The 24,056-nt window shown below is 47.3% G+C and carries 21 protein-coding genes, 2 tRNA genes, 2 rRNA genes and 11 pseudogenes; 25 read left to right on the top strand and 11 right to left on the bottom strand.

Annotated elements, in window-relative coordinates:
• Positions 1–10: 10 nt before the first annotated feature.
• The 4 genes from rrf (JCM10550_RS12940) to rrf (JCM10550_RS12955) all read left to right on the top strand — a co-directional run bounded on the left by rrf (JCM10550_RS12940) (position 11) and on the right by rrf (JCM10550_RS12955) (position 3,582).
• A 5S ribosomal RNA gene (gene rrf / locus JCM10550_RS12940) occupies positions 11–132 on the top strand.
• Positions 133–547: 415 nt separating this feature from the next.
• On the top strand, positions 548–1,990 hold the full coding sequence (gene ppcA / locus JCM10550_RS12945) for a phosphoenolpyruvate carboxylase (RefSeq protein ID WP_172673908.1): 1,443 nt from the start codon (positions 548–550) through the stop codon (positions 1,988–1,990).
• Positions 1,991–3,335: 1,345 nt separating this feature from the next.
• Positions 3,336–3,407: transfer RNA gene (locus JCM10550_RS12950), tRNA-Cys, on the top strand.
• A 53-nt stretch (positions 3,408–3,460) separates the two neighbouring features.
• Positions 3,461–3,582 (top strand): 5S ribosomal RNA (gene rrf, locus JCM10550_RS12955).
• Between the two features lie 238 nt (positions 3,583–3,820).
• On the opposite strand, the pseudogene JCM10550_RS12960 reads toward rrf (JCM10550_RS12955), so the two are convergent.
• The 4 genes and pseudogenes from JCM10550_RS12960 to dph5 form a co-directional block, all read right to left on the bottom strand.
• A pseudogene (locus tag JCM10550_RS12960) lies at positions 3,821–4,871 on the bottom strand (flippase-like domain-containing protein).
• A gap of 75 nt (positions 4,872–4,946) precedes the next feature.
• On the bottom strand, positions 4,947–5,276 hold the full coding sequence (locus JCM10550_RS20755; RefSeq protein ID WP_062399723.1) for a DUF357 domain-containing protein: 330 nt from the start codon (positions 5,274–5,276) through the stop codon (positions 4,947–4,949).
• A 77-nt stretch (positions 5,277–5,353) separates the two neighbouring features.
• Positions 5,354–5,515: a DUF357 domain-containing protein gene (locus JCM10550_RS23360; RefSeq protein ID WP_245619198.1), complete on the bottom strand. Its 162-nt coding sequence runs from the start codon at positions 5,513–5,515 to the stop codon at positions 5,354–5,356.
• A pseudogene (dph5, locus tag JCM10550_RS12970) lies at positions 5,508–6,282 on the bottom strand (diphthine synthase). Before dph5 ends, JCM10550_RS23360 begins: the two are co-directional and overlap by 8 nt.
• A gap of 576 nt (positions 6,283–6,858) precedes the next feature.
• Between dph5 and JCM10550_RS17450 the strand changes: the two are divergent.
• Positions 6,859–7,165, top strand: a pseudogene (locus JCM10550_RS17450) (undecaprenyl diphosphate synthase family protein); the annotation flags it as partial.
• On the opposite strand, the gene uppS reads toward JCM10550_RS17450, so the two are convergent.
• The 4 genes and pseudogenes from uppS to lysS all read right to left on the bottom strand — a co-directional run bounded on the left by uppS (position 7,135) and on the right by lysS (position 10,434).
• Complete coding sequence (uppS, locus tag JCM10550_RS12980; protein WP_245619199.1) at positions 7,135–7,878, bottom strand: polyprenyl diphosphate synthase; 744 nt, start codon at positions 7,876–7,878, stop codon at positions 7,135–7,137. The pseudogene JCM10550_RS17450 and the gene uppS overlap by 31 nt on opposite strands.
• 10 nt (positions 7,879–7,888) lie before the next feature.
• A pseudogene (locus JCM10550_RS12985) lies at positions 7,889–8,898 on the bottom strand (radical SAM protein).
• Positions 8,885–9,031, bottom strand: a complete 147-nt coding sequence (locus JCM10550_RS23365; protein WP_245619200.1) for a hypothetical protein — start codon at positions 9,029–9,031, stop codon at positions 8,885–8,887. Before JCM10550_RS23365 ends, JCM10550_RS12985 begins: the two are co-directional and overlap by 14 nt.
• Positions 9,028–10,434: a lysine--tRNA ligase gene (lysS, locus tag JCM10550_RS12990; protein ID WP_245619202.1), complete on the bottom strand. Its 1,407-nt coding sequence runs from the start codon at positions 10,432–10,434 to the stop codon at positions 9,028–9,030. Before lysS ends, JCM10550_RS23365 begins: the two co-directional genes overlap by 4 nt.
• 115 nt (positions 10,435–10,549) lie before the next feature.
• Here lysS and JCM10550_RS12995 point away from each other — a divergent pair, with 115 nt between their 5' ends.
• The 10 genes and pseudogenes from JCM10550_RS12995 (at position 10,550) to JCM10550_RS13035 (ending at position 16,187) form a co-directional block, all read left to right on the top strand.
• Complete coding sequence (locus JCM10550_RS12995; RefSeq protein WP_062399729.1) at positions 10,550–11,068, top strand: hypothetical protein; 519 nt, start codon at positions 10,550–10,552, stop codon at positions 11,066–11,068.
• On the top strand, positions 11,068–11,481 hold the full coding sequence (locus tag JCM10550_RS13000; RefSeq protein WP_062399731.1) for a hypothetical protein: 414 nt from the start codon (positions 11,068–11,070) through the stop codon (positions 11,479–11,481). Before JCM10550_RS12995 ends, JCM10550_RS13000 begins: the two co-directional genes overlap by 1 nt.
• 117 nt (positions 11,482–11,598) lie before the next feature.
• A complete protein-coding gene (locus tag JCM10550_RS13005) occupies positions 11,599–12,153 on the top strand; it encodes a hypothetical protein (protein WP_157200275.1) in 555 nt (184 codons plus the stop codon).
• Positions 12,154–12,311: 158 nt separating this feature from the next.
• Complete coding sequence (locus JCM10550_RS13010; protein ID WP_172673909.1) at positions 12,312–12,587, top strand: hypothetical protein; 276 nt, start codon at positions 12,312–12,314, stop codon at positions 12,585–12,587.
• Between the two features lie 7 nt (positions 12,588–12,594).
• Positions 12,595–12,927: a type IV pilin gene (locus JCM10550_RS13015; protein ID WP_062399737.1), complete on the top strand. Its 333-nt coding sequence runs from the start codon at positions 12,595–12,597 to the stop codon at positions 12,925–12,927.
• Positions 12,928–13,182: 255 nt separating this feature from the next.
• On the top strand, positions 13,183–14,130 hold the full coding sequence (locus JCM10550_RS13020; RefSeq protein WP_062399739.1) for a PKD domain-containing protein: 948 nt from the start codon (positions 13,183–13,185) through the stop codon (positions 14,128–14,130).
• Positions 14,016–14,261, top strand: a pseudogene (locus JCM10550_RS19080) (PKD domain-containing protein); the annotation flags it as partial. The gene JCM10550_RS13020 and the pseudogene JCM10550_RS19080, both read left to right, overlap by 115 nt.
• 18 nt (positions 14,262–14,279) lie before the next feature.
• Positions 14,280–14,876: a hypothetical protein gene (locus tag JCM10550_RS20765; RefSeq protein WP_062399740.1), complete on the top strand. Its 597-nt coding sequence runs from the start codon at positions 14,280–14,282 to the stop codon at positions 14,874–14,876.
• 95 nt (positions 14,877–14,971) lie between these two features.
• On the top strand, positions 14,972–15,541 hold the full coding sequence (locus JCM10550_RS13030) for a PKD domain-containing protein (protein WP_062399743.1): 570 nt from the start codon (positions 14,972–14,974) through the stop codon (positions 15,539–15,541).
• On the top strand, positions 15,513–16,187 hold the full coding sequence (locus tag JCM10550_RS13035) for a hypothetical protein (protein WP_062399745.1): 675 nt from the start codon (positions 15,513–15,515) through the stop codon (positions 16,185–16,187). Before JCM10550_RS13030 ends, JCM10550_RS13035 begins: the two co-directional genes overlap by 29 nt.
• Positions 16,188–16,434: 247 nt before the next feature.
• Here JCM10550_RS13035 and JCM10550_RS23370 read toward each other — a convergent pair.
• From JCM10550_RS23370 to JCM10550_RS13050, 3 genes and pseudogenes are all read right to left on the bottom strand, one after another.
• Positions 16,435–16,860: pseudogene (locus JCM10550_RS23370) on the bottom strand (Zn-ribbon domain-containing protein).
• Positions 16,861–16,865: 5 nt separating this feature from the next.
• Complete coding sequence (locus JCM10550_RS13045) at positions 16,866–17,240, bottom strand: DUF2073 domain-containing protein (RefSeq protein WP_062399747.1); 375 nt, start codon at positions 17,238–17,240, stop codon at positions 16,866–16,868.
• Positions 17,241–17,246: 6 nt separating this feature from the next.
• Positions 17,247–17,887: pseudogene (locus JCM10550_RS13050) on the bottom strand (Era-like GTP-binding protein).
• Between the two features lie 214 nt (positions 17,888–18,101).
• Between JCM10550_RS13050 and JCM10550_RS13055 the strand changes: the two are divergent.
• The 10 genes and pseudogenes from JCM10550_RS13055 to JCM10550_RS13095 all read left to right on the top strand — a co-directional run bounded on the left by JCM10550_RS13055 (position 18,102) and on the right by JCM10550_RS13095 (position 24,056).
• Positions 18,102–18,655 (top strand): annotated as a pseudogene (locus tag JCM10550_RS13055) (CBS domain-containing protein).
• Entirely contained in the window at positions 18,652–19,299 is a 648-nt protein-coding gene (locus JCM10550_RS13060; protein WP_062399749.1) for a CBS domain-containing protein, read from the top strand. Before JCM10550_RS13055 ends, JCM10550_RS13060 begins: the two are co-directional and overlap by 4 nt.
• Positions 19,251–19,451, top strand: a complete 201-nt coding sequence (locus JCM10550_RS13065) for an HPP family protein (RefSeq protein ID WP_062399753.1) — start codon at positions 19,251–19,253, stop codon at positions 19,449–19,451. Before JCM10550_RS13060 ends, JCM10550_RS13065 begins: the two co-directional genes overlap by 49 nt.
• A 165-nt stretch (positions 19,452–19,616) precedes the next feature.
• Complete coding sequence (locus JCM10550_RS13070) at positions 19,617–20,384, top strand: CBS domain-containing protein (RefSeq protein ID WP_245619203.1); 768 nt, start codon at positions 19,617–19,619, stop codon at positions 20,382–20,384.
• Positions 20,385–20,573: 189 nt separating this feature from the next.
• Positions 20,574–21,354 (top strand): annotated as a pseudogene (locus JCM10550_RS13075) (CBS domain-containing protein).
• A 64-nt stretch (positions 21,355–21,418) separates the two neighbouring features.
• Positions 21,419–22,421, top strand: a pseudogene (locus tag JCM10550_RS13080) (deoxyhypusine synthase).
• A 94-nt stretch (positions 22,422–22,515) separates the two neighbouring features.
• A tRNA-Ser gene (locus tag JCM10550_RS19095) sits at positions 22,516–22,607 on the top strand.
• A 37-nt stretch (positions 22,608–22,644) separates the two neighbouring features.
• A complete protein-coding gene (locus tag JCM10550_RS13085; protein ID WP_062399756.1) occupies positions 22,645–23,094 on the top strand; it encodes a 30S ribosomal protein S13 in 450 nt (149 codons plus the stop codon).
• 10 nt (positions 23,095–23,104) lie between these two features.
• Positions 23,105–23,655: pseudogene (locus JCM10550_RS13090) on the top strand (30S ribosomal protein S4).
• Positions 23,655–24,056, top strand: coding sequence for a 30S ribosomal protein S11 (locus JCM10550_RS13095; protein ID WP_062399760.1), 402 nt, complete (start codon positions 23,655–23,657; stop codon positions 24,054–24,056). The pseudogene JCM10550_RS13090 and the gene JCM10550_RS13095 overlap by 1 nt, the downstream one beginning before the upstream one ends.

Consider the following 24,056-nt stretch of genomic DNA (forward strand, 5'->3'; position numbering starts at 1 on the left):
AGCTTCATGTATTTGCGGCCATAGCAGCGGGGCAACACCCGGACCCATACCGAACCCGGAAGTTAAGCCCGTTCACGTAGTATGCTGTACTGAGTTGCGAGAGCGCTCGGAAACCATACTTCGCTGCAAATGCTCTGAAATGAGACGAAATCTGTTCTGTAACTGTTATACCAACGAGCGAGAGCTCTTGTCTGTGATACTTTGCCTGCAATGAAAAACCATTCTGTTCTGTATATACGATACAAAAGAACGTGAGTGATTGTATTCATTCGCTGCAGGTGTTTTGGAAAGAAGTCAATTCCATTGGGAACGGGTATGCGGATGAATGAAAGCGCTCGTTCTTTGTCTGATAATATCACTTTCGCATACTCTGGCTGTTGTTGATTTATCTTGCATTTGTATGTGCAGCTTTTTTAAAGAGAGTATTTTATCAGGTAGAGTATCATATGAAATATGTATGTCAACCCAGAAAAAATAATGAGTTGACATGGGGGGGATTCTTTCCCGGAGTAAATACATGACGGAAATACCGGATATACCAAAATGCATGAGTACGCAGCATCCTGATAATGTTCATCTGCCTTTTTTTGCAGCAAATTCCCAACTCGGAGGGGGGGAGGATGAAGTACAGGAAGCCTATTATATCTATTCCCATCTTGGGTGCAGAGAGCAGATGTGGGATTGTGAAGGAAAGGAGGTTGACAATTTTGTTGTTAAAAAACTGCTTTCAAAGTACGGCACCTATTTTTCAGAGAAACAACTGGGCAAAGATCTATTTTTGACCTTGCGTGTTCCCAATCCTGAAGTTGAAAAAGCTGAAGCAAAAATTTTGCTTGAATCCCTTGAAAGCATACCGCGCTCTTTTGATGTGGCACATTTGTTCTATGGGAACGATAACCCACCGATATTCGAAGTTATTCTGCCCATGACTTCTTCTTTTGCATCTATTGATAACATCTATCAGTATTATCGTGATTTTGTCGTAGGGCAACAGTATAAACGCCTTGGTGGAAGAAACCTGACAATTGCCCAGTGGATTGGTGATTTCAAACCCGATCGAATAAATGTCATTCCCCTTTTCGAGGATATGGAGAGTCTGCTAAATGTTAAGAAGATTGTCGGGCGTTATCTTCAGGACAAAGATTTGGCATATCAAAGGGTATTTCTTGCACGTTCTGACCCTGCAATGAACTATGGTTTAATCGGAGCCATACTTCTCAACAAGATTGCCCTTAAGCAGTTGCATGAACTCTCCGTTGAAACAGGTGTGCCCATATTCCCCATTATTGGTGTTGGTTCCGCTCCTTTCCGGGGAAATCTCAGACCGGATACGGTAGAGAGAACGATTGCAGAGTATCCAAGTGTACATACGTTCACCATCCAGTCGGCATTTAAATATGATTATTCTCCGGATGAAGTAAAATCTGCTGTTGCCAAACTGGAAGAGCGGAATGTAGAGGTACCTCATGACATTGACGAAAAACGGAGCATACAAATAATACAAAAATGCACCCAGGAATTTAAAAGAGAGATTGCCAATTTATCTGATATCATCAACCGGGTGTCTGTATCCGTTCCTGCCCGGAGAAAAAGAAAACTGCATGTCGGGCTGTTTGGGTATTCGCGGAACAATGATGGCATCCACCTTCCCCCCCGGGCAATTACCTTTACTTCCACACTCTATTCCATTGGGATACCGCCTGAAATACTTGGAATTGGCACACTCAGTGATGATGATATTGATTTTGTCAGGGACATCTATGTAAATTTTGATGCCGATCTCAAAGACGCTCTCCGGTATCTCAATCCTGATTCCCGGTATCTGCCTGAAGGCATTACTGCGAGAGTCCATAACCTGGTGGATTTTGAAATTGATGAAGAGCATAGGGAGATCAGCAATGAAATAATCTCTCTGCTGGATAAAGGTAATTCTGAAGATCTCCGGGCAAATATTCTTCGTGCAGCTGCTATTAGAAAATTTATCGGCTAGAATGGCCTGAGCTGATTGTTGACGACTGCTTTTAGCAGATTTTATTTCCTCTTTTTTACATGGAGCTCGAATTTTTAGGAGAGGATGTTCCCGTGAATAAACGGTGTTTTTCAAAATAAATCTGCGTTGGATATACTGTTTTCTTCTGCAACTGCGGTGCACGGTTCGCGTCGTTTTGGATGGTTTCCCTGCATCTGTGGCCAAATACTCATTTAATCTCGAATTAAAGCGACATTTGTCCGGGTATGGTGCGTCCACACAGAAGCCCGGAGGGGGGGTGGTTCTCCGTCAGGACATCCGATACATCCTCTTAAAATATCCGTCAATAGCACCCGCTTAATAGTCTGTAATCAATCGATTTTTTTGCAAATAAACGGTAAAATAATGGTATTTTCCAGCAGAAAAAACCGATCAAAAAATACGTCCATTTCACCTCCCGATTCATCAACACAGGTAATCAAAAAGGGTGGTCAAAGGATGACAAATACCAGGGGGGAGGGGGAGTCACGTTTCAGATATACATTTGGCGGAGGTTTCCCATTACGTATCTCAGCATTTCTGCAGAGCCAAGATTTTACTTTCACGGTCCGCATGGGCAGGTATTATGTACCATTATCAACAGGTGGTTTCTGGGGAGAATCATGCTAAAAAAAGCAGGATATGTACAGGCGGGGCGCAGGGTGATCCGTGATTGTAAAGGAGAGGAAAACAGTATTGTTGAGGTAATCATTCATGGTACCAGATTTGGTGTCCGGCTGCCGGAATTATATCTGGCTATGGCCGGTATCCGTTCCGGACGGATTGAACCAATACGAAGTAGTGCCGGAGCTCATTTGTGTGGTACGGCAGGGATGGTGTGTACATCGTCATCCGGTAGAGCAGTAAATATTGAGCTAAACAATGGTGACCAATTTACGATTTCTGTACGTTCTCTCCGGTATGTTCTTACGCACTATGGCAAATATGCACCGTTGTATTGCATCGCCCGGAATGGATCTTCTGCTGCGCATGTAACACTTCCCCCAGAATAAAAATTCTGAAAAAAATGAGTATCTGATCTGCTGAATCATTATGCACAGAGTATTTCGTACGGTGTCTTTTGGGAATCCATAGGGTTAGGATGGAAAAAGTCAGGGCCAGATGTTTTATTCAAAATAAAAAATAGGTCAATTTGACAGTTGCCTGATTTACCCAGGATAATGGGAGGAGGGAATTTTTTGATTTTGCGTTTATTTGATGTATTATAATGAAAATAATGGGAAATTGGTATGATATCTCTGTGATATCCATTGCAATAAACAATGTTTTTATCCTAGTAGTGACAATCTTATTAGGCAACACCAATGCCAAGGTGGCAGAGTGGCCACGCGGCTGCCTGCAGAGCAGCTATACTCCAGTTCAAATCTGGACCTTGGCTTTAGAAATTCCTGTAAGGGATTTCAACGCAGGGCAAATTGTTTTGTCCTGTGTATTTGCGGCCATAGCAGCGGGGCAACACCCGGACCCATACCGAACCCGGAAGTTAAGCCCGTTCACGTAGTATGCTGTACTGAGTTGCGAGAGCGCTCGGGAACCATACTTCGCTGCAAATGCTCAAAAAGAGATGAACCATCTGTTCTGTCACTGTTATATGAAGGAGCGCAGGCTCTTCGAACCGATCATTTATCTTGCAAAGTATAATTCAGATCTCTACGGCTTCAAACATCCGTATCATCTATTAAATGAACACAATTGATCATCGAATTCATCGTGCATGCCCCCCCTTCCGGAACTGACTGTCGTGAATGGAAAAAATGTGACGGATTAGGTATTTTTGTGGAATTATCCGTCTCAGTTCTGATTGCGTTTCAGCCGTTTCAGCTGCCGCAGTATCATCTCTCTTCTGACAATGAGAACGCTTGCAAGTACTCCGACAAATACGTTGAAATAATACAGGATAAGCCGCCAGAGAAGAACAAACACCCCCTACAATCGATGACGGCACAAACAGTCCGTAGAGAGATGTGGCTGAGATTTCTGCCACTCCCGAACTCCCCGGAGTAAGAGGGATCATCATAAGAATCGCAATAATCAGCTGTACGATAAACGATTCGATGAAAAATGGTTTTGATCCGATGGCCATCAGAAGGATTGATGCAATCAAAAACTCAAATGTCCAGTAAATGGTGGTAAGCACAAATCCCCCCCATACCAGTCCTGCTTTTGCTTTGCTGACAAATTTTGCGAGTGCGCTGTTGAAGTTATCCACTTCAGAGTCAATGGACTGCATCAGGTTATCCACTTTATCCGATTTCCAGCGCTTTGTGAGCCATCCGGATATTTTATACAGAATCCTTTTCAGAAACTCGGGGTGGCGGATGGAATACACAAAGAGAACCATGAAGAAAATGAGCATGACCCATATGACAAGCAGCGGTGTCGTCAGATTTACCTCCAGTGTTGCGACCTGGAATACGAGCAGGAAAAATGCGAATATCCCGATTATTCCCAATACAATCCCGTCAATCACCCGCTCCATTATCACAACGGCAGTCGCATCACCTATCGGTACATCCGCCCGATAGAGTTCGTGAATTCTGACCGGTTCTCCGCCCGCCTGAGAAGGAGTGATGGCAGCAACCAGAAGATTTGCAAAGACTGCGTTCAGTGCATGGAGAAAGGGCACATGATACCCCAGAGACTGCGACATCATCTTCAGTCTCATACCCCATGCCATCAGTGCAACAATGTGGAGAATCAATGCAAATAGTAATAATGTGTAGTCGACGTCCTTCAGATAGGTGAGAGTCTCATCATCAATAGTGAACCAAAGCACACCAATGAGTACGATTGTGCTGAAACCAACAGAGAGGGCCAACCATTTCCATTGCGAACTTTCCATGAATATATAATCTCCATTTCTGCAGAATCGACGAGTTATCTACGTTTTTCTGGCAAACTATAAACCCTTTTTACTTTAAATCGTGAATAATTCCGGATTTTGTATCACCTTCAGGATGCCGGTGCGTACACCTGCATCAATCCAGCCATATGCATAACTGAGAAGGGCCAGCCCGTCTGCAAGATTGCCCTGTTCTATCTCATGTGTGCCTTCTGTATAATGTAACCGTGCAATCTGGAAGAGTTCTTCTCCTGCCGGATAAAGAGGGAGTCCGGGTTCAGAATTGATGCAGACTGATGGTAATGCACTACAGAGCATCCTCTCGTATCTGAATGTCTTCTCCTCAAGATGTTCAGAGAGGTTTTCCGGAATATCCGGTGCGCAGCCTGAAGGGAGTATGCCCATTGAATGACTGGCTAAAAGACCTGCTTTTATACCGGCATCCAGCCATCCGCTTCCATAGGCAAACGATGCAAGAGCGTTTACTTCATCGTTGTTTTCAGAAAAACAAATCCGTCCGAGGCATATGCCTGTGACATCTCGATAATATCTGTTGCCGCCCTGACAAGCCAGGTATTCTTTGGAACAGCAATTTCAGCACTTCCTGCCCTTTGAAAAAAGGTATTGCCATATTCTTCAATCATGGTAGCCTGCAAACGTTCGGATATAATCCTCCTCGATGGGGGGGTGAAGTTTGGCAGGGACGATGAGCACATGGAGAGGCGGGCCAAAATCTGCATTGACAAGGGTTTCTGCATCACCGGCAATAACCGTCGGATTCTCACTGCCGGCACGGGCAATGCCAATAAAGAGTTTGGGCATTGGTTCATTCTTCTTCTCCGCCATTTCAGATATCAGATTGACTGCCTCGGAAACGGACATATATCTTTCTGACTGGATATCCAGATAGACAAGGGTGTGAAGGTTTAATCCAAGGTTTGCCGATATCGTTTCAAACGGTGCAAGGGGGGAACCAGTTTTTTGCAGGAAACGGAACCGAACATGATTTTCCAAACCGATAATTCTGTAGCCCCCCCGAAAGACCGCAGACGGCACTGATAATTGAGGAACAATGAATGATCTCTGTTTTTATTCCCCCCCGTTCGGCTGCCCGTATACGAAGGTCTGCGTGCGTGGTTGATACCATCGGATCCCCCCCTCCGGTAAGAAACACCACCGGTCCTTCTTTGGCGTACTCAAGAACGGTATCGGGATGTTGTTCAACATCTTCGCGCCCCAGAACCGTCACGGTTTTTCCGTACTGGTCTTCCATCTCGCATATTTTGATACCCATCAGGCGGGATGTGTAGCCTTCCAGAAATATATGGTCCGCTTCCCGGATTTTTCTAAGACCTTTTAGAGAGATATCTTCCCCCCCGTCATACAGACCAAGTCCAACGAATGAGAGCATATTAAAATCACCTGTCTATTACTATGGGCGGCTCTGTTTGTATAATGGTGATGTTCTGGTAAAGATTTGTGCAACTGATCGGGTCACAATATCCATTATCAGCTGTGTGGAATTATGGCGATATTTGAGTGAATTGAATGATGTTATTAACCATAATAGAGAGATGGTATACAGATTACTGGTGAATGGGGGGGTCACAGGAGAAAAAATTGTTCTGTTGCACTTTTATCCGGACGAATGGCATTTCAATATAATCAAAAATACCGGTGTGTTATGATTCGCTATATCTATGAGAAATTTCTGATCCGGGGGGGTGTCTGGATATTCCGGGACATATCTGTATTATGCTCTCAGAAGATGAAGTGCAACGTGCACCGCAAAAAATTATTCAGGTCATTAACTGGAGCAGAGAATGCGGGTTAAAATCCCTCATCTTCCATATCGATACCGATCTCCCGGATTCCCTGATATCAGAAATTACTGAACTCAGGGGTTTCTTCGGCCCCCCCCGTCCGTGTCACTCTCTATTCACCCGGAGGAAAATCACTCCTTCATGACGGACCCCCCCAAATTCCTGATATTATTATTGCAGTGGGTATGAGCGGCAGGGAAGAGATTGTTCGTTCTGTCCGGGAAATCGCAGAAAAAGGGATTGCACCGGATGATGTCGACGGAAAAATGCTTGAATCCCATCTGACATTCCAATATGAACCGGATTTTGTGATTAAAACCGGGGGATAACAATCTGATTGATTTTATGATCTGGCAGTCCGTCTACTCTGAACTCTTTTTTACCGACGTAAACTGGCAGACATTCAGAAAAATAGATTTTTTCCGGGCACTCAGGGACTATCAGTTGCGCAAAAGACGTTTCGGGAAATAGCCGCCCTTCACCCGTTCGTCATACACGCGAATCCCTCTTAAAAGGTCTATCTTTCTGAAGAGAGGCCAGTACGGGGCACAGAAGTAGACCGCTGATCCATACCCGTTTGCGAACCACGGGAGAAAATTGGATGTTCTCTTCTCGTTTCCGGTACGGATGATCAGATCAACCGGAGGCAGGTGCAGGTCTCCCCGAATCTTTTTGTCAAAGAGATCCTTGGTAATCATATCGATCGTAATTTTATTCGTTTTGATATCGTTGAGAATTTCCCGTGATGCACGAACGATTTCGTTTCTGCCCCCATATGCCAGAGCAATATTCAGGTGAAATCTTGTATAATTCTTCGTTGCCTCTTCTGCTTCAACAATGGTTGAGAGAAGATCTTCAGGAATCAGACTGCGGTCTCCCACCACCTGCAGGTGGATCTCATTTGAGTGAATGCGCGGGTCGGTTTTTACTGCCCTGAATTTCTCAATGAAAAGGGAGAATAATTCTTTCAGTTCTTCATCCGACCGGTTAAAATTTTCCGTGGAAAATGAATATAATGACACATTCCGGACACCAATCTCCTGCGCCCATTCAAGCAGATCTTCGGATGTCTGTGCACCTTTTTTGTGACCATATGAGGTATTTTTTCCCTGAATTTGCGCGTATCGCCTGTTTCCGTCCTGAATGATTGCAATATGGTCGGGAACATGGGTGATACTCTTCATCAAATGTCGTTCATAGCACTGATTGAGAAATTCTCTGGGTTTCAAAGGGGGGGATGACCTCCACAAGTATACCATTACTGGGATACCGTTCAATGATATATTTTTTTCCGGGATATTTTTCCGGGTTTTCTGCAAGAATCCACCAGGCAGTCTCAATATTTCCGTCACTCTCTTCCCACATGCCATCTTCGATATCATGGGGCTGTCCGGAATATTCCCAGACGCCGTACACCAGGGTGCCGTCATCCGTCACTTCTTCAAATTCCCGTGCAGTAATCTCTGCAGTGCGAATCAGCCGGTTTCTTAGCTGTACTGAGTCCTTGAAACTGGATGAACACCAATGGACCTTGGGATTTTTAAGGATATCTGCTGCCCATACCTCCGCGCCTTCGACTGCGTTATGGTAGCAGTCTTCAAGCGAGAGATCCTTCCCTCTCATTGCTTCTGCGTTTGTTTCACTCCACTCCAGTTCATTAATATTGAACCAGTCAACAGAGTCAACTACGGGGGGGATGAGATAATGCAGTCCCGGTAATGACGGCACTTCGATGGTTACCTCGAATCCGAGACTCTTTGCCATGCGAATCGATTCCGGAAATGCTGATTCCGAAAAATGCTCCCATATCTCTTCCGGGGGGTGAAACCGTATTTCGTCCACGCAGCCTTTGAGAAGGCGCAGCACATCTTCATTCGGGGCAATGCCGGTATACAGGTGAATATTGAATGCATCCCCCCCATACTCATTCTTCAGGAGACTGCAGTAATGGTTTACCCGTTCCGGGACAAGGAGGGGGTTCCCCCCCCGGTTATCCCGGCACCCAGAGCACCCATTGAACGGGCCTCCTCCAGTATGTCATCGTCAGAGAGGATGATCCGGTCATTTGCATATGAGGTATCTTTCCCTTTTTTCTCTGACGAAATGGGGCAGTACCAGCAGGTTCTGTTGCACCTTCCGGTAACAAACAAAACCATCTTTGCGCCTTCTTGGCAGAGTCTGCAGGCTGTACTAAGCACCGGCATTCACCGCATCAGTTATTCTCTGGGTGACAAATTCCTCTCCAAGGGCTTCAAGGAACCATCCCAGTCGGGGGGGACCGCGTTCTTTTCCGAGAATTGCAAGGTAGAGGAGAGTGAAAATTCTCTTTGGACTCATTCCGGTCTTCTCTCCCACAGTATATACGCATTGTGAATGGTCTCAGCCTTCCATTCATCCATTGCAATATACTCTGAAAGAAGAAGCCCGAGTCCGTAGCGGTCATCTTCGGTGAATGCAAATACCTCAGATGGCAGGTCGGTCTGGACCGTGAATTTCACCATCTCGGGTGCGTACTTTTCAATCCATATGCGTGCACGTTCGGCACGCGCAAGCACGGCCTCTTTGTTCTCTACGTCATATCCACTCCGGGCAAGGATATCGAAAATTGTGTCCTTGTCCTGTGCAATCTGGACAACCGTTACCATGTGGCGGAAGGGGGGGATATCGGTTGCAACTGAGGATATCGCAGAGAGTTCATATTCACGGCTGTCGTGGCTTTCTGCAAGGCGTGCATATTCATCGATAAGGGTAAGCAGTCCCATCCCCGGATCAAAATTAATTGCCCGCTCAGGCCGTGCCCGGACAATCATATACCGGAGAACGTCAGGTGGAACAATGGACAGCATCTCATTAATGGATATGGCAACACCCGTTGATGATGCCATCGCTCCCTTTCCTTTCAGACTGATCCACTCATATTTGACCGGGAACGGTGCCACTCCACCAAATATTTTATCCACAATCTCTTTTCCGGTGTCAAATGAACCGCCTGCTGCGGCGTGGTCTTTTCCAAATGGTTCAACCGTAACGCCAAGGTTATGCCACCGCATCGGCCAGTCAACACGCCAGACCAGTTTTCCTTCCCCCCCTTTTGAATAATCCGAAACGCCTTCGTGTCCGCAGGGACACCGGTAGGTAACGGACGTCGTCTCCGGGTCGTGGGAGAGTATTTCCGCATTTGCAATCGTGCCACATTTGCTGCATATCGGGTAATAGGGTACCCATGAATCCGGAAGAGTTCTTCGTGAGACCCGTTCCAGAATCTCTTTGATGTCATCTGAACGGTTGAGCACGGTTGCTATTTCATCTGCATATCTGCCCGACCGGTAGAGTTCACTTGAGCGCAGGACGGTTGGGTGGACATCCATCTCATCCAGGGCCTGAAGGAAAGGCTCAAGAAAATGTTCCGCATAGTTTGCATGCTTTCCGCAGGGACAGGGAATATCGCAAAGGGGGGGCATTCCAATATATTTTGCATATGAATCCGGGAGAAATGGATATACTTTGCGTAATGGATCAAAATCATCAGCGATGTAAACCTGTTCTGATGAAAGTCCTCGTTCAACCATTGCTTTGTGCACGAGATCCCCAGTCAAAACCTCACGCATATTGCCGATATGGATCGGTCCGGATGGAGTGATCCCGGTGGCAATATAGTGTGATTTATCCTGATCAACCTGTGCTGCACAGACATCTGCCCAGTGGATACGTTCCTGGGTTTCTCCTTCCTGTTGCTGCATTGCCTAGTATTTGGCCCTTCAAGATTAACAATATATAGGTATTTTCCGATACTTCGTGTTCATTGTTACGAACAGTTATTTATGATCATGCGGGTAAAATTCACCTATTAGTCATATGAAGATATTTCAAAATGATGAAGGACTTTCAGAAGTGATTGGATTTATTCTTCTGATAGGACTTCTGGTGGTATTTCTGGTGATGTATCAGACGTATACCGTCCCTGTTCAGGGAAGGGATGTTGAAATCAGCCATATGAATGATATCAAAGACACATTTGCGGCGTATAAAATATCTCAGGATTCACTCTGGGTGAATTCACGGAAAGGAACGACTCTTAGTACAACGCTTGATCTGGGTACCGGCGGGGGGGCTACAGTCAGGGGGGGGAGTGGTGATCTGGTGCTCCTGACGCCGCTCTCTTCCGGAGGTTCTGTCGGGATAAACCAGCGGAATGAGACCGTTACGGTCACTGCCGGTTCAAATCCCGGTGGGGGGGTGGTGACTCTTGCAGACTATGAGACTGGTTCGCTTGAATTCCAGTCTGATAACAACTACTGGATAGACCAGAACTACTATTATCAGCTGGGAGGGGGGTCTTTCTTGAACAGGACACCGGTTCAACTGTCCGGGTGATGCCGCCGCTTACGATTGCCCGATACGGGACCGGTTCAGGATATACCGCAAAGGTTGATTTTACGATAATCCGGTTAAATGGCGAACAGCTGATCAGCGGTACGGGGGGGCCGGTGCGGATAGACACAAACCTGAATAGCAATGGAATTTCAGAGTCTCCGCATTATGAGCAGATATCAAATCTCACCATTACCATTGGTTCCGATGATCCGCATACGCGGTCGATGTGGGTAGGGCTCTTCCGTGATTCACTTGCCCGATATGGTATTCCCGCTCTCTGGTATACCCTGACAAATAATGATGCAGGCGTTTCTTTGGAGATAACCGGTGAGCCGACTATTGGGGTATATGCTGATGTCATCCGTGCAAATTACACTGCGACTCTCCAGACGGTTGCAACAGGTATTGAATGAGGGGGAGTGACAGAACGATGAGTGGCAGTATCCAGAATGCAATACATGAGGAAGGGGGGGTCTCTGAAACAATTGGAGTTGTCCTCCTTATCGGGCTGGTGGTCGTAGGGGGTGAGTTTGATCGGGGTATTTTTCTTTTCCCAGCCGGTAGCCGAGGAACTACCTGCTGTGGATATTCTGTTATCGAATAATGGCTCAACAATCCTGTTTCAGCATAATGGCGGAGATTCTCTGGCTGAGGATGAGTTCCGCATATATGTGGGCGGAAATGCTGTTGCTGCAACTGAACTGAGTTTTATTGATGGCGGAAACTGGCCCTGGTCTGTTGGCGAAACGATTCAGTATACTGCTACAGGACCGATAACCCCCCCACTGGATGAAAACGTCCTGATTGCCCACCGTGAGGAAAAGGGTATTCTTCTTCGGCCGACATTCGTTGATATTACCGGCACGAGTACAGACCTTGCTGATGTAGCTTCTGCGCCGTTGCCGACACTCTCTCCGGGGGGTGGGGGCCAGGCAGCACAACTCCGGAAGATGCGGGGGGGATTGTTGCTGCATCAGTTCTTGCAGATTCAGAGATTGTCGTCGCTGTTTCATCGTTTAACTGGGAAGATATCGTGGGAGGAAGATATTTCAATTTCACGGTTGCCTCTTCGAATTCAACGATGAACATTGCTCATGAAACCGGTGTCCGAAACTTCAACACCGAAGATAAAATTGTAATCCGTACAAATGATTGGCCGGTAAGGAGCCGTATTAGTATCACGGGAGTGGGTAATACCTTTTTTTCGCTGAGATTTGAAAACGTCAACGTCTGGATTGAAAATGTGGCAATCACCCGTCCTCTGCCCCCGTACGACGTGGTTGATATTGAGAGTGCATGGATTCCGGAATATGAAGATCTGGAGTCGACTCTTGCATTTGAACTTGATCCGACATATGAGCTGTACATTAATGGTACACTTGATCCCCGTGGAAGCACGACTGCGATAACCCTGAACAATGTCCGACCGACGGATTCGGGTATGTTTGTCATCAATGTACGGGACTGGAATATTGAACCGAATTCGGTAATTCTTGCAAAAGCAGATATCACAGAATAACGGTGAGATGATGAAATACTATAATGCCAGTATCTCACAGGAAGAACCGTCCCATTTGTCTGCTGAAAAAAATGATGATGCCTCCTCCGAGATGATCGGTTCGATTATTTTGATAGGTGTGTTTGTCGCTGCATTTGGTATCATTCTGGTGATGCTGCTCTCCGCGCCGTCTGAGTTTATTGTGCCTGCAGTTGTTATCGAGGCCGATGTCATCGTAGAGGATGATCAGTATGTGCTCCATCTTCGTTCCGGGGATACGCTGGAGAGGAATGAGACACGGATTCTTGTTGACGGGATAGACCGGACGGGGGGATTTCACCGCTGTTACGGGTACTTCTGACTGGGACAAATGGGGGTCTGGTGATTCACTTTCCCTTGATCTTGCAGGGAGTGATGCGCCGGATGATGTGGAAATTATATATTATAGTCCTGAAGGGGATGGAATGCTCCTCTGGGATGTCGGGACAAGTGTGACGGTGATTCCGCCAACCAGTCTGACACCCAAAGTGGCATTTTCCGCAAATGTGACCAGTGGTTTCTCTCCGTTATCGGTCCGGTTCATGGATCTTTCATCGAATGAGCCTAATGCCTGGCAGTGGAATTTTGGAGACGGGGGGGGAGTTCATCACAGCAAAACCCTGTTCACACCTATACCGCACCCGGAGTCTACACCGTCCAGCTGACCGCACATAATCCGGATGGTCCGGGCACTCTGATTAAGTCCGGTTACATTCAGGTTTCCGAAGGGTTTGTGGTTAATTTCACGGCAACACCCCTCTCCGGAACCGCACCCCTCATGGTCAGTTTTACCGATCTGACGACAGGCACTCCGGTATCCTGGCTCTGGGATTTTGGTGACAATAACACCTCCACCGAACAGAATCCGGTCCATACCTATCTTTCCGGTGGTTCCTATACCGTTACTCTGCAGGCATCGGATGGTATTCTTTCACAGACAGAGGAGAAGTATGAATATATCAATGTGACCGAAGTCTGTCTGCCGGGCCTCTATGGCACCTATTATAATGGGCATAATCGTGTGTATTCGGTTCCGTTCCCTGGGAATTCAGTGAACCGGATTGATCCGAGGATCTGGTTTGCTGACGATGCCAGTGGGGGGGAGGAATCAGATGAAGCAGACTGGCCGGTAGCAACGCTGGGAAAGACCAATAAGTTCAGTGTTGTGTACGAAGGGTATCTCATTGTTCCCAAGAATGAAACATACACCTTTTATCTGCGGTCTGATGACGGGTCGGTTCTCTGGATAGATAATGTCGCAGATACGGATCCGGTGGTGATTGATAACTGGGGGGGTAATGGGTACCATTCACCCAAAACCAAGAGTGCTTCGCTTTCGCTTTCCAAAGGAAAACACCCGATTCGCATCAAAATGACGGAAAATGAGGGCAAAGCAGTTCTTCATCTGGAATGGGAGTCTGCAACGATTCCGCGTCAGGTGGTGGAGTCATTCTGTTATGTGCCGGGAGGTCTGGCTGCAGATTTCAGCGCAGCACCCCCCCGGAGCGGGTTTGGCCCCCCCTGACCGTACAGTTCACCGATCTTTCTTTAGGAAATATCACATCATGGGCATGGGACTTCGGTGACGGTGAAACGTCCCCCCCTCTCCAGCATCCGGAGCATTCGTATACCACTCCCGGACGGTATAATGTCTCGCTTACGGTAACAGATTCCGTGACTTCTGCAACAGAAGTAAAAGAAGAATACATCACTGTTACCGGCCTGCCGCTTCCGGTCGCCTGGTGGCGGTTTGATGAAGCATCTGGCAATACTGCCATTGATTCATCAGGGAATGACAATGATGGGACAATTGCGGGTGGCTCTGCAGATCGGCGGGCGGGTGCGTGCGGCACCGGGCTGTATTTCGATGGCAGCTCTACTTGGGTCAGTGTCCCGGATGATGATACGCTCGGTTTCAGTGATACGTTCACCTTTGCCGGGTGGTTCAGGCCGGAAGTTCCGATAAATTACCCGAATCAGCTCTACCCCCCCTATAATACGCAGATAATTGGGAAGGGCTACGATAAGTATCAAAATTGGAAAGGTCCGCATCTCAATAACTATGAGATCTTCCTTCAGTCAACAGTGACAGACTTTGGTTTGAGGCAAACGGGGGGGATGGCGACAGTGCTTCAACAGAGGCGTTTCTTTCAGAAGCCAATGGCCTGCCCGTCTCCTATGATGAGTGGTTCCACCTGGCAGTCGTTGTTGATGGGGGGGAAGAGGGTAGGGTATACATCAATGGAAACCCGGAGAGTACGTTTTCCGTAGACCGAACTCCGCTTCAGGAAAATAATGAACCGGTCAGTATTGGCAGACAGATTGTCACCGGAGTCCACTGGCCTGCAGACTTTTACTACAAGGGAATGATGGATGAACTGATTTTGTATGGTACTGCCCTGACACCTGATCAGGTCTCGTCTCTTGCAGACGCATGCGCCCCCCCACCTTCAGGAGGGGGGGTGCCGGAGGTTTCCTTCAGCGCGGATCCGGTTACCGGCGATGCACCGCTGGACGTGCAGTTCACGTCGTCAGTGTCCGGGTCTGCACCGTTTACCTATCTGTGGACGTTTGGTGATGGAACCACATCCACAGAAGCACATCCCCCCCTCCATCGCTATGAATCGCCCGGTACATACTCTGTCAGCCTGACCGTTTCAAATGCAGTCGGGCTGGATACGTATGAACGGACGGATTATATTGAAGTAACCGATAATCCGTTTGCCGGATATATTGTCAATGAGAATGTCTTTGTATACGGAGATAAGCTGGAATTTTCCGGAAACAGGGTATCCGGTCCTGGTGCGACCATCCATATCACTGGTGATGCACTGAATACGAATGATCTCAATGGCGGCACCTCCCTTGCTGTGTCAAATATTTATGTGGATGGTTTCATTGATCTGAATGGGGGGCAGTGCAGGACTGGGATCTGAAATCTCCCCCCCCGGTTCGATATATGTAAACGGTGACTTAACCCTAAGAAATGGCCAAAGGGCTGTTTATGGTGACGTTTATGTAAATGGGGATTGTTTCCTGAAAGACCCGGTAATCCATGGAGATGTGTATGTAAACGGGGATCTGGAACTTGACTGGACTCCTGACCTTACTCACGCCAGAATCTATTACACAGGTAATTTCGTGCATCCGGAATCTATGAAAAATAAGATTCTGAATCGGTGTAATAAAGTAGCTGCCGTGCCCGGTTTTGTTATTCCTGATTATGGTATGCCACCGGTAAAAGGTGATGCATGGTATTCCTCCAGAGGGTATGTGTCCGGTGGCGCTCTTGCAGACGATATGAAAATATTTGCTGACAACTATGTCTCCAGTAGCTGGCTGCCTCCTGCTGAAAATGTGATCATAGTAGCAGAAGATGGGGACATTACCCTGACGGGTCTTGGTGGCAGTGGTGTTACCGGTGTATTATTCGCTCCGAATGGAAAGGTTGTATTTAGTGGGGCATCTTTTGAAGGAGTGGTCATTGCCAAGGATGGCTTCTTTGTCACAAGTGGCGGCACTGAGGTAACCTTTAAAAATATGGATGAGTATATCAGCGATCCTGCTGATTACCCGTTCTGATGGTAGAAGATGTGGGGGGGAATTTATTGTCCGGAAATAAAGGGGGGGAATAAAAATCCCTGTTTTCACTCCGTATTTTTCGTGATATGATGTGCGTGTGCTAAAGTCCGGATATAAAATCGTTCATTTATATGAAATGCAGAGACACGCTGAATTCAGAATATTCTTCAACCAGACAACCAGTACCCGTATGGTTATTCTGATAGGTATCCCCCCCCAAATACCTAAAAAAGGAAGAATCAATAATTTATCGTTTTTTACCCAATTTTTTCCGGGACTTTGACTGATTGCTCATTGAATGAATATCAACCAGATACCGGTCATCGTCACCCATTCTGATAACCAGTTCATCACTTTCAGCTAATTTTTCCAGATTGAGTTCATAGGAACCGGGGGGGTTGATGACCGTGATACTTTCAATTCTGTCATACATCTCCACACGTTGGGGGGGTATGGGCAGTCTCCGGTCTCTTCCTGTCATCCTTTACCTCCAGAAACTGTTCTTTCGTCTCTTCTGCAATCTGTTTTATGCTCTTTTCCTCAAGTACATCCTTGTGCATATCCTGTGGCTGGATGTAGAGAAATTTTTTTCCGCCACAGCTTGGGCATCCCTTGAGGATAACATTAGATCCGTCCTGAAATTCCCTTCACATTGTGTGCACTTATGTGCCATCATACTCACCTTGATGAAACCCAAGCGCTTATGAGGTCTTTGTCCTTCTTTATTGTTTTCATCTGGTTGGCCGGACCGATTACCGTCATACGTGTTACGGAACCCTTCTTCCCCCCCAGAAGTTTTCCGAACAGTCCTCCTGAAGAACCGGTGTCCTTCGGAGCATATGTTTCCATCTCTATTCCTGAAAACCCGTCCGGAGTAATTTCACGCATGGTGACTTCTATCAGTCTGCTCTGTTCATCCGGGGTAAGCCCTTTTTCCAGAACGACGATGTTCCCTTCCATGACATCATCAAGAATCAGACGAATCTTCTCCATTGTTGTCATCTTGTCAAGCCTGTCTGCAGAAATCAGGTCTATCTGAACTCCCTGTATCATCTGGCATCACCCGAAGTGTTCAAGCATCTTTTCATAGAGCTCTTCCATGTTGTTTCCTTCAAGACCCGATACCGGGATCACAGGGTGCTGGGGAAATGCCTTCCGGATTGCAGACGCTGATGCATCAGGCAGATCGATTTTATTTGCGACAATGATTACCGGTAAATCTCTGCTTTCAATGATCCCAACCAGCATGATATTTACCTGGGTAAACGGGTCCAGTGTTGAGTCAAGCATATAGATGACGCCGTCAATGTCCTCACGAAGCCAGTGCATTGCTTCAGCAACCCCCTCTGTTGCTTCACGGGCACGTTTGACTGCATCATCCTTCTCCATTCCATATTCAATGAATTCCTGATAATCGATTTTTGTCGTCACACCCGGAGTGTCCACAATGTCGATGGTTACCTTGTTTCCATTCTGGTTTGAGATGGTGATGCCCTCTTTACGCCGTGCACGTCTGGTTTCGTGAGGAATTTCACTGACCGGACCAGTGCATCCCCCGTCCAGTCCCGTACGATCCGGTTTGAAAGTGTAGTTTTTCCGGCGTTTGGCGGCCCGTATATGCCTATCCGTGACTGACGCTTCTTAAAAAATGCATTTAAAAATCTTGAAAGTCTTTTTTTCGTCCGTATAAAAATATTCATTCGTCCCTCCTGAAAGCAGAATCCTTGTATTCTGATATCTGTTTCCCTCATAATATACCTTTATTCTTGCACATGGGAGATCAAAAGAAATTATTCAGGTTAATATGTGTATGTTCAGTATTCTTTTATACGAACACGGCATAATAGCCCAGTATATCATATCTGCCTTATTTTTTGATGCAGAAAGACGGTGATCTGAGTGAGTGATAACAGGATGAACCAAATACGGTTTGAAACGCGTATCCTTCTGAAAGAAGTGATCCGGTTTCGTCCCACAACAATAGACTCGGGATCAACGGTTGCACATGCCGCTGAGAAGATGTGTCGTGATGAAGTCGGCAGTTGTATTGTGCTGAAAAAAACGTCCCTGTCGGAATTGTTACGGAACTGGATATCAATTGCAAGGTTGTTGCGAAAAACAGAGTGCCAGGTGACGTATTTGTGCATGAAGTGATGAGCACACCGCTGATTACAGTGGGCCTTGATAAAACCATCGAGGATGCTGCCAACATAATGATGAAGAATAAAGTCCGGCGAATTCCTGTCGTTGAGAATTCACGGGTTGTCGGCGTGGTTACGGTACGTGACATTCTGGCGGTATCCAATGAGATGAATGGTATCATGTCCAATCTCATCGAAATAAACCGTCTCGATGAAATTGTCGATGGAATCTGTGACGAATGTGGCTGCATGTCGGATAACCTGGTGAGTGTTGACGGAAACATGCTGTGCCCCCCCGCGTGTCATGGAGAGGACGAACCGTTATGATGGAGGTATCCAACCTGATGCGGGAAATTCCGGTATTGTATCCGGATGATCTGGTCACAAAGGCGAGAAAACATCTTCGCGAGGATTCGTTCAGAGAGATCTTTGTCAGAAACCGGGATGGAAGTCTGGCCGGGTACGTTGACCTGTCAGATGTGATCCTGGTAAATGACACAAAATCAAATCTGGAGATACGGGCATTTCTTCATGATGCTCCCGTTGTGCATTCCGATGATTCAATCGAGGAAGCCCTCGCCCGGATCTGGAATGCACAGACTGACAGTGTAGCGGTCTGTTCTTATTCCGGAGAACTGATCGGACGGGGGGTGACGCTTTCTGCTCTCCTCCCGATTATCATGTCGCGCCAGCATCCAAAAGGACTGGTGAGTGAATACATGGCCCTTCCGGTGGTGACATGCCATCCGGATGACCCGCTGCATGCGGTCTATTCAACAATCACCGAGAGCGGTTTCGATGCCCTCCCTGTTGAAGATGAGGACTGTCGCATTCTGGGCATGATCTCCAGAAAGGACCTGCTTATCCACGGCATATACGCCGCTCAATTGAAGCAAAGCACAATACACCGGTTGAGTATGTCATGGTTACCCCCCCTGCCATTATTACCTTCGGGGGGGATGATGCGATAGGGGGGGATGCGGCACAGGCAATGATACAGCACGATGTCAGCCGTCTTCCGGTTATTGAACAGGATGGGCAAATTGTTGGCATCGTATCCCGTCAGGATATTCTCAATGCTTTGGAATTACCGGGAGTGGTACATGCGCAGAAATCTGAATAATACAAAACCAGCTGATGAAATGAGAACAAATCCAGGAAAAATGAATGGGCGCTCGGTAGAGTTTTCAACCAACAAACCCGGACACCCGTCTGAGATTCTGGCTATCGGGACCAGTGATGTCTACTCTGTTCCCCAGACGATGCAGATTATCCGGCTGTTGAGGCCATGTGCGCAAAAGGATTCCGCAGGTTACCGGTTACCGACCCGGGTACCGGAATGCTGCGGGGGGGTCTTGTTACCGCAGGTGATGTGGTTGATCTCATGGGCGGCGGATCGAAATATAATCTTGTCAAGGTGAAACACCGGGGGGGACAGGTTCTCTCTGCGATCAATGAACCGGTAAAGGAAATAATGTCAACAACACTTGATATGGTTCATCCCAACGATGAACTTCCGGATGTTGTTGACAGGATTGTATTGACCAGAACCGGCGGTCTTCCTATCGTTGATGGAGATGGTCTGCTTCAGGGAATCATCACTGAGCGTGATGTACTGCAGGTGCTTACCTCGTTTAAAAGTAACAGTCTCGTTGAAGATGTGATGACCGTATCGCCGCATGTCATCACGCCGGATGAAACCATTCAGGGTGCCGGCCGGGAGATGACGCGGCGGCATTTCAGACGGTTACCGGTTGTCAGCAATGATGTGCTCTTCGGTATCGTAACCGCAATGGATATTATGAAATATGTCGGGGGGGATGGCACGATCTTTGAGAAGATGACGACCGGCTCAACGGAAGACGTACTCGGGATTTCGGTACGCTCTCTGATGAACGGTGATCTTCTGACGACGAATCCAACCGTTAATGTCGGCGATGCGGCACGATTTATGCTCTCAAAAGGTGTCGGTGCCCTGCCGGTGATTGAAGATTCCCATCTGGTGGGTATCATTACCGAGTATGATCTCGTATGTGCTCTTCAGAATGAATTGTAGAATGGTGTCACATCCGGAAAGTACATCTGGATTGATATCATAGAGCACCTTGTTGCATGGGTGCTCTCCGGCATTCTTCCTCTGTGGAACAAGGGGGGATGCCTGATGAACAGGTCAGTGAAAATGAGCCTTTGATCCTGTATGATAAAACAGGATTCTGAATAGAATATATATTTAGGAAGTGGCGAAATGAGTCAGGAAATATTTGTCAAAGATGTAATGTCCAAGTCGATTACCATTGCGAAATCTGCTCTGATTACGGAAGCGCTGGATAAAATGCTTGCAGATGGCCTGGACCCCCTGATCGTTACCAATAACGGTTCGGTGATCGGAACAATATCCCGGGCAGCTATCGCGGAAACTCTCGGCAGCAAGAAGACGTCCACGCTGGCCCCCCCACGCAGATTCATGTATCAAACAAAACGGATGAACATTTTACCTCTGTCTATGCGGATGAAGATGTGGATATACTGGTTCCGCTTCTCCAGGAATATAAATTAGTGGTTGTGCTCGATAGTGAGCATAAACTCGTCGGGAAGGTTGATGCAACGGATCTTCTGAAAGTGATGGTGCCGGATGCCACTACGGAGAATCTGGTTCAGAAAGCATCGGTAATCGGTCCGGATGAGAGGGTTATTCACCTGCGCAGGCGCATGCTCGATGAGGGGGGGGTGACGAAATTTGTCGTTACGGATAATGGCAGCATTTTCGGTATCGTTACGGAGACTGATGTCGCACGTGCAATGCGTGATTTCCGGAGACGTGTCGACGGCAAACATCAGGACAACCAGATTAAGAATCTCTTTGTCAGGGATATTATGACTGCACCTGCCTCTCACTCGAAGACAGTCTGCCGGTCTCTGAGTTTGTCGAACTGATTACCAAGAAAGGAATCAGCTCAGTTCCTGTCACAAAAGACGGGAAACTCTCGGGAATTATCTCTAAGGATTCAATGCTTATTGCATTATAATATTCACTCCCTTTTTTGAATGGCATGATCTTATATTTTCTCATTACCATTCATTCTTAGTATTATGAAACCGATCACTCCTGTACAGCCTGTGCGTGAAATTGACCGACTTCTGTCAAATATGGGAAATAGTGGATTCCAGGGGGGGAGAAAACTGGGAGAATCTATGCATGTCTGGAAAAATATGATCGAAGATCCGGACTGCACAATATTTTTGGGGGGGCTTTCCGGTGCAATGATTCCCGCGGGCATGCAGGCGTGTCTGTCTGAACTCGTTGAACGCAGGTATGTGGATGTAATCGTATCAACAGGTGCGAATATTTTTCACGACATTTGTGAGCATCAGGGTGTACATCATTATCGTGGGCATCACCATGTGGATGATGCAGAGCTATTCGATAAAGGGATTGATCGGATTTATGATGTGTTTGCGTATGAGGGTGAATTCAGGGATGTTGATCGGTTAATTGCAGAGTATGCCCATTCAATATCGCCATATTCCGGTTCATCCCGTGACTTCATAGAGAAACTAACCAGACATCTGCAGGAGAAATGGTCTTCCGGAAGATCTCTCGTATCTGCATGTGCGGATGCAGGGGGGGTGTCTGTTTTTATTCCTGCACTGTCCGATTCATCGATTGGCATTGCTCTTTTGATGGCCCGAAGGAATGGTGCTGAAATTAATATTGATCAACTGGGGGATGCAGACGAAATTACCCGGATGGTAGAACATTCTCCGAAGACTGGTGTTATTTATGTCGGCGGCGGGGGTGCCGAAGAATTTCATTCAACAGACGCAGGTCATTGCATCCATTCATGATAACGACCTGGGAGGTCATGCCTACGCCATTCAGTATACCACTGATGCACCTCACTGGGGGGGAGGTCTTTCCGGATGTACCTTTGAAGAGGCGGTCAGCTGGGGAAAGGAATCGGTGGACTCCACCCATGTTCAGGTATTCTGTGATGCGACAATTGCGCTGCCCCCCCTTGTGGTTTCCGGGTTGAAAGCCATGAATCCGGAACGGATGGCGCCGTCCGGGCGGAATTCATACCGCAACTATTAATACTATTCTTCTCCCATACAGTAAGGTAACATTCATGGAGCAACAACGATTTTTCGTGTTGCGAGTGTCGTAATTGATGCGAGATTATATCTCTGTTGAGGTAGCCAAGCCAGGCATGGCGCGGGGGGGTTGCTAACCCCCCCGTGTCCCTTGGGACTCGGGGGGGTTCAAATCCCTCCCTCAACGCTTTAAAGAGTATAACTCAATGTGTGAGGCTGACTGAATGGAAGAGCAAGAGATCAACTACTTCGTCAGGATTGAGAACACTGACCTTGACGGTACTAAAGCGGTGCAGATTGCATTGACCGGACTTGCCGGTATTGGTATGCATACATCATCTGTAATTTCAAAACTTGCAGATGTTGACCCGCGGGCAACACTGGGACTTCTTGATGAAGAGCCAGTGGATCGCATTCGTGCGGTTGTAACCAGTTACAAGGATCATGTGCCAACCTGGATGCTTAACAGGCAGAAAGATGTCTACACCGGAGAGGCAAAACAGCTTCTCGGTCAGGACTTGAGAATGGCAATAGAGGATGATGTCAACCGGATGCGTAAAATTCGCAGTTACCGGGGCATTCGTCATGAAACCGGCCAGAAAGTGCGTGGACAGCGTACAAAATCGACAGGTCGTACGGGCACCACCGTTGGTGTGAGAAGGAAGAAGGTCTGAGGTTTCTGATATGGGTTATCCAGGAAAGAACCACAAAACATATGAAACTCCAAAACGGCGTTTTGAAAAGACCCGTATTGAAGATGAGAACCGGCTGGTTATCGAATATGGTCTCCGGAACAAGCGAGAACTCTGGAAGACGCGCAGTATCCTCAGAAACTATCGACGTGCTGCACGTGAACTTCTTGCATTGAAATCTTCATCAACGAATGAAGTGCTGATTGCAAGAAAGGAAGAAGAGCTTCTTGGCCATCTTTATCGGTTTGGATTACTTGGTGAGAATGCAGGCATCAGTGATGTTCTTGCAATGAAAACTGAGAATCCTCTTGAACGTCGTCTTCAGACGATGGTCTACCGACAGGGTCTTGCACGGTCACCCAAGCAGGCGCGCCAGTTCATCACCCATGGCACATTGCTGTTGGTGGAAGAAAGGTCACTATTCCCAGCTATCACATTAAACGCAGTGAAGATGGCGGTATTTCATACTACGGACCTTCCCCCCCACTGACGAATGATGTACATCCTGAGCGCGAACGTATTCTCAAAGGAGGACGACAATAATGGCAGCACCTGATGAGAAATGGGGGGGTATTGCACATATCTACGCCTCATTTAACAATACGGTTATCACCGTTACCGATCTCTCCGGAGCAGAGACGGTGACAAAGTCAAGCGGCGGGATGGTTGTAAAGCAGGCACGGAATGAAAGTTCACCCTATGCTGCAATGCAGATGGCAACGAATGTTGCACAGCAGGCAAGGGAGAAGGGCATCGTCGGTCTTCATGTCAAGGTTCGTGCACCTGGTCGCGGTAAGCAGCGCAGTCCAGGGCCCGGAGCTCAGGCAGCAATACGCGCACTTGCACGTGCAGGTATGCGTATCGGACGTATTGAGGATGTCACCCCTGTGCCACATGACAGCATTCGTGCAAAAGGTGGAAGAAGGGGGGGCAGGAGAGTCTGA

Source organism: Methanogenium cariaci JCM 10550, assembly GCF_001315945.1.
In the GTDB taxonomy this organism is placed as follows: domain Archaea; phylum Halobacteriota; class Methanomicrobia; order Methanomicrobiales; family Methanomicrobiaceae; genus Methanogenium; species Methanogenium cariaci.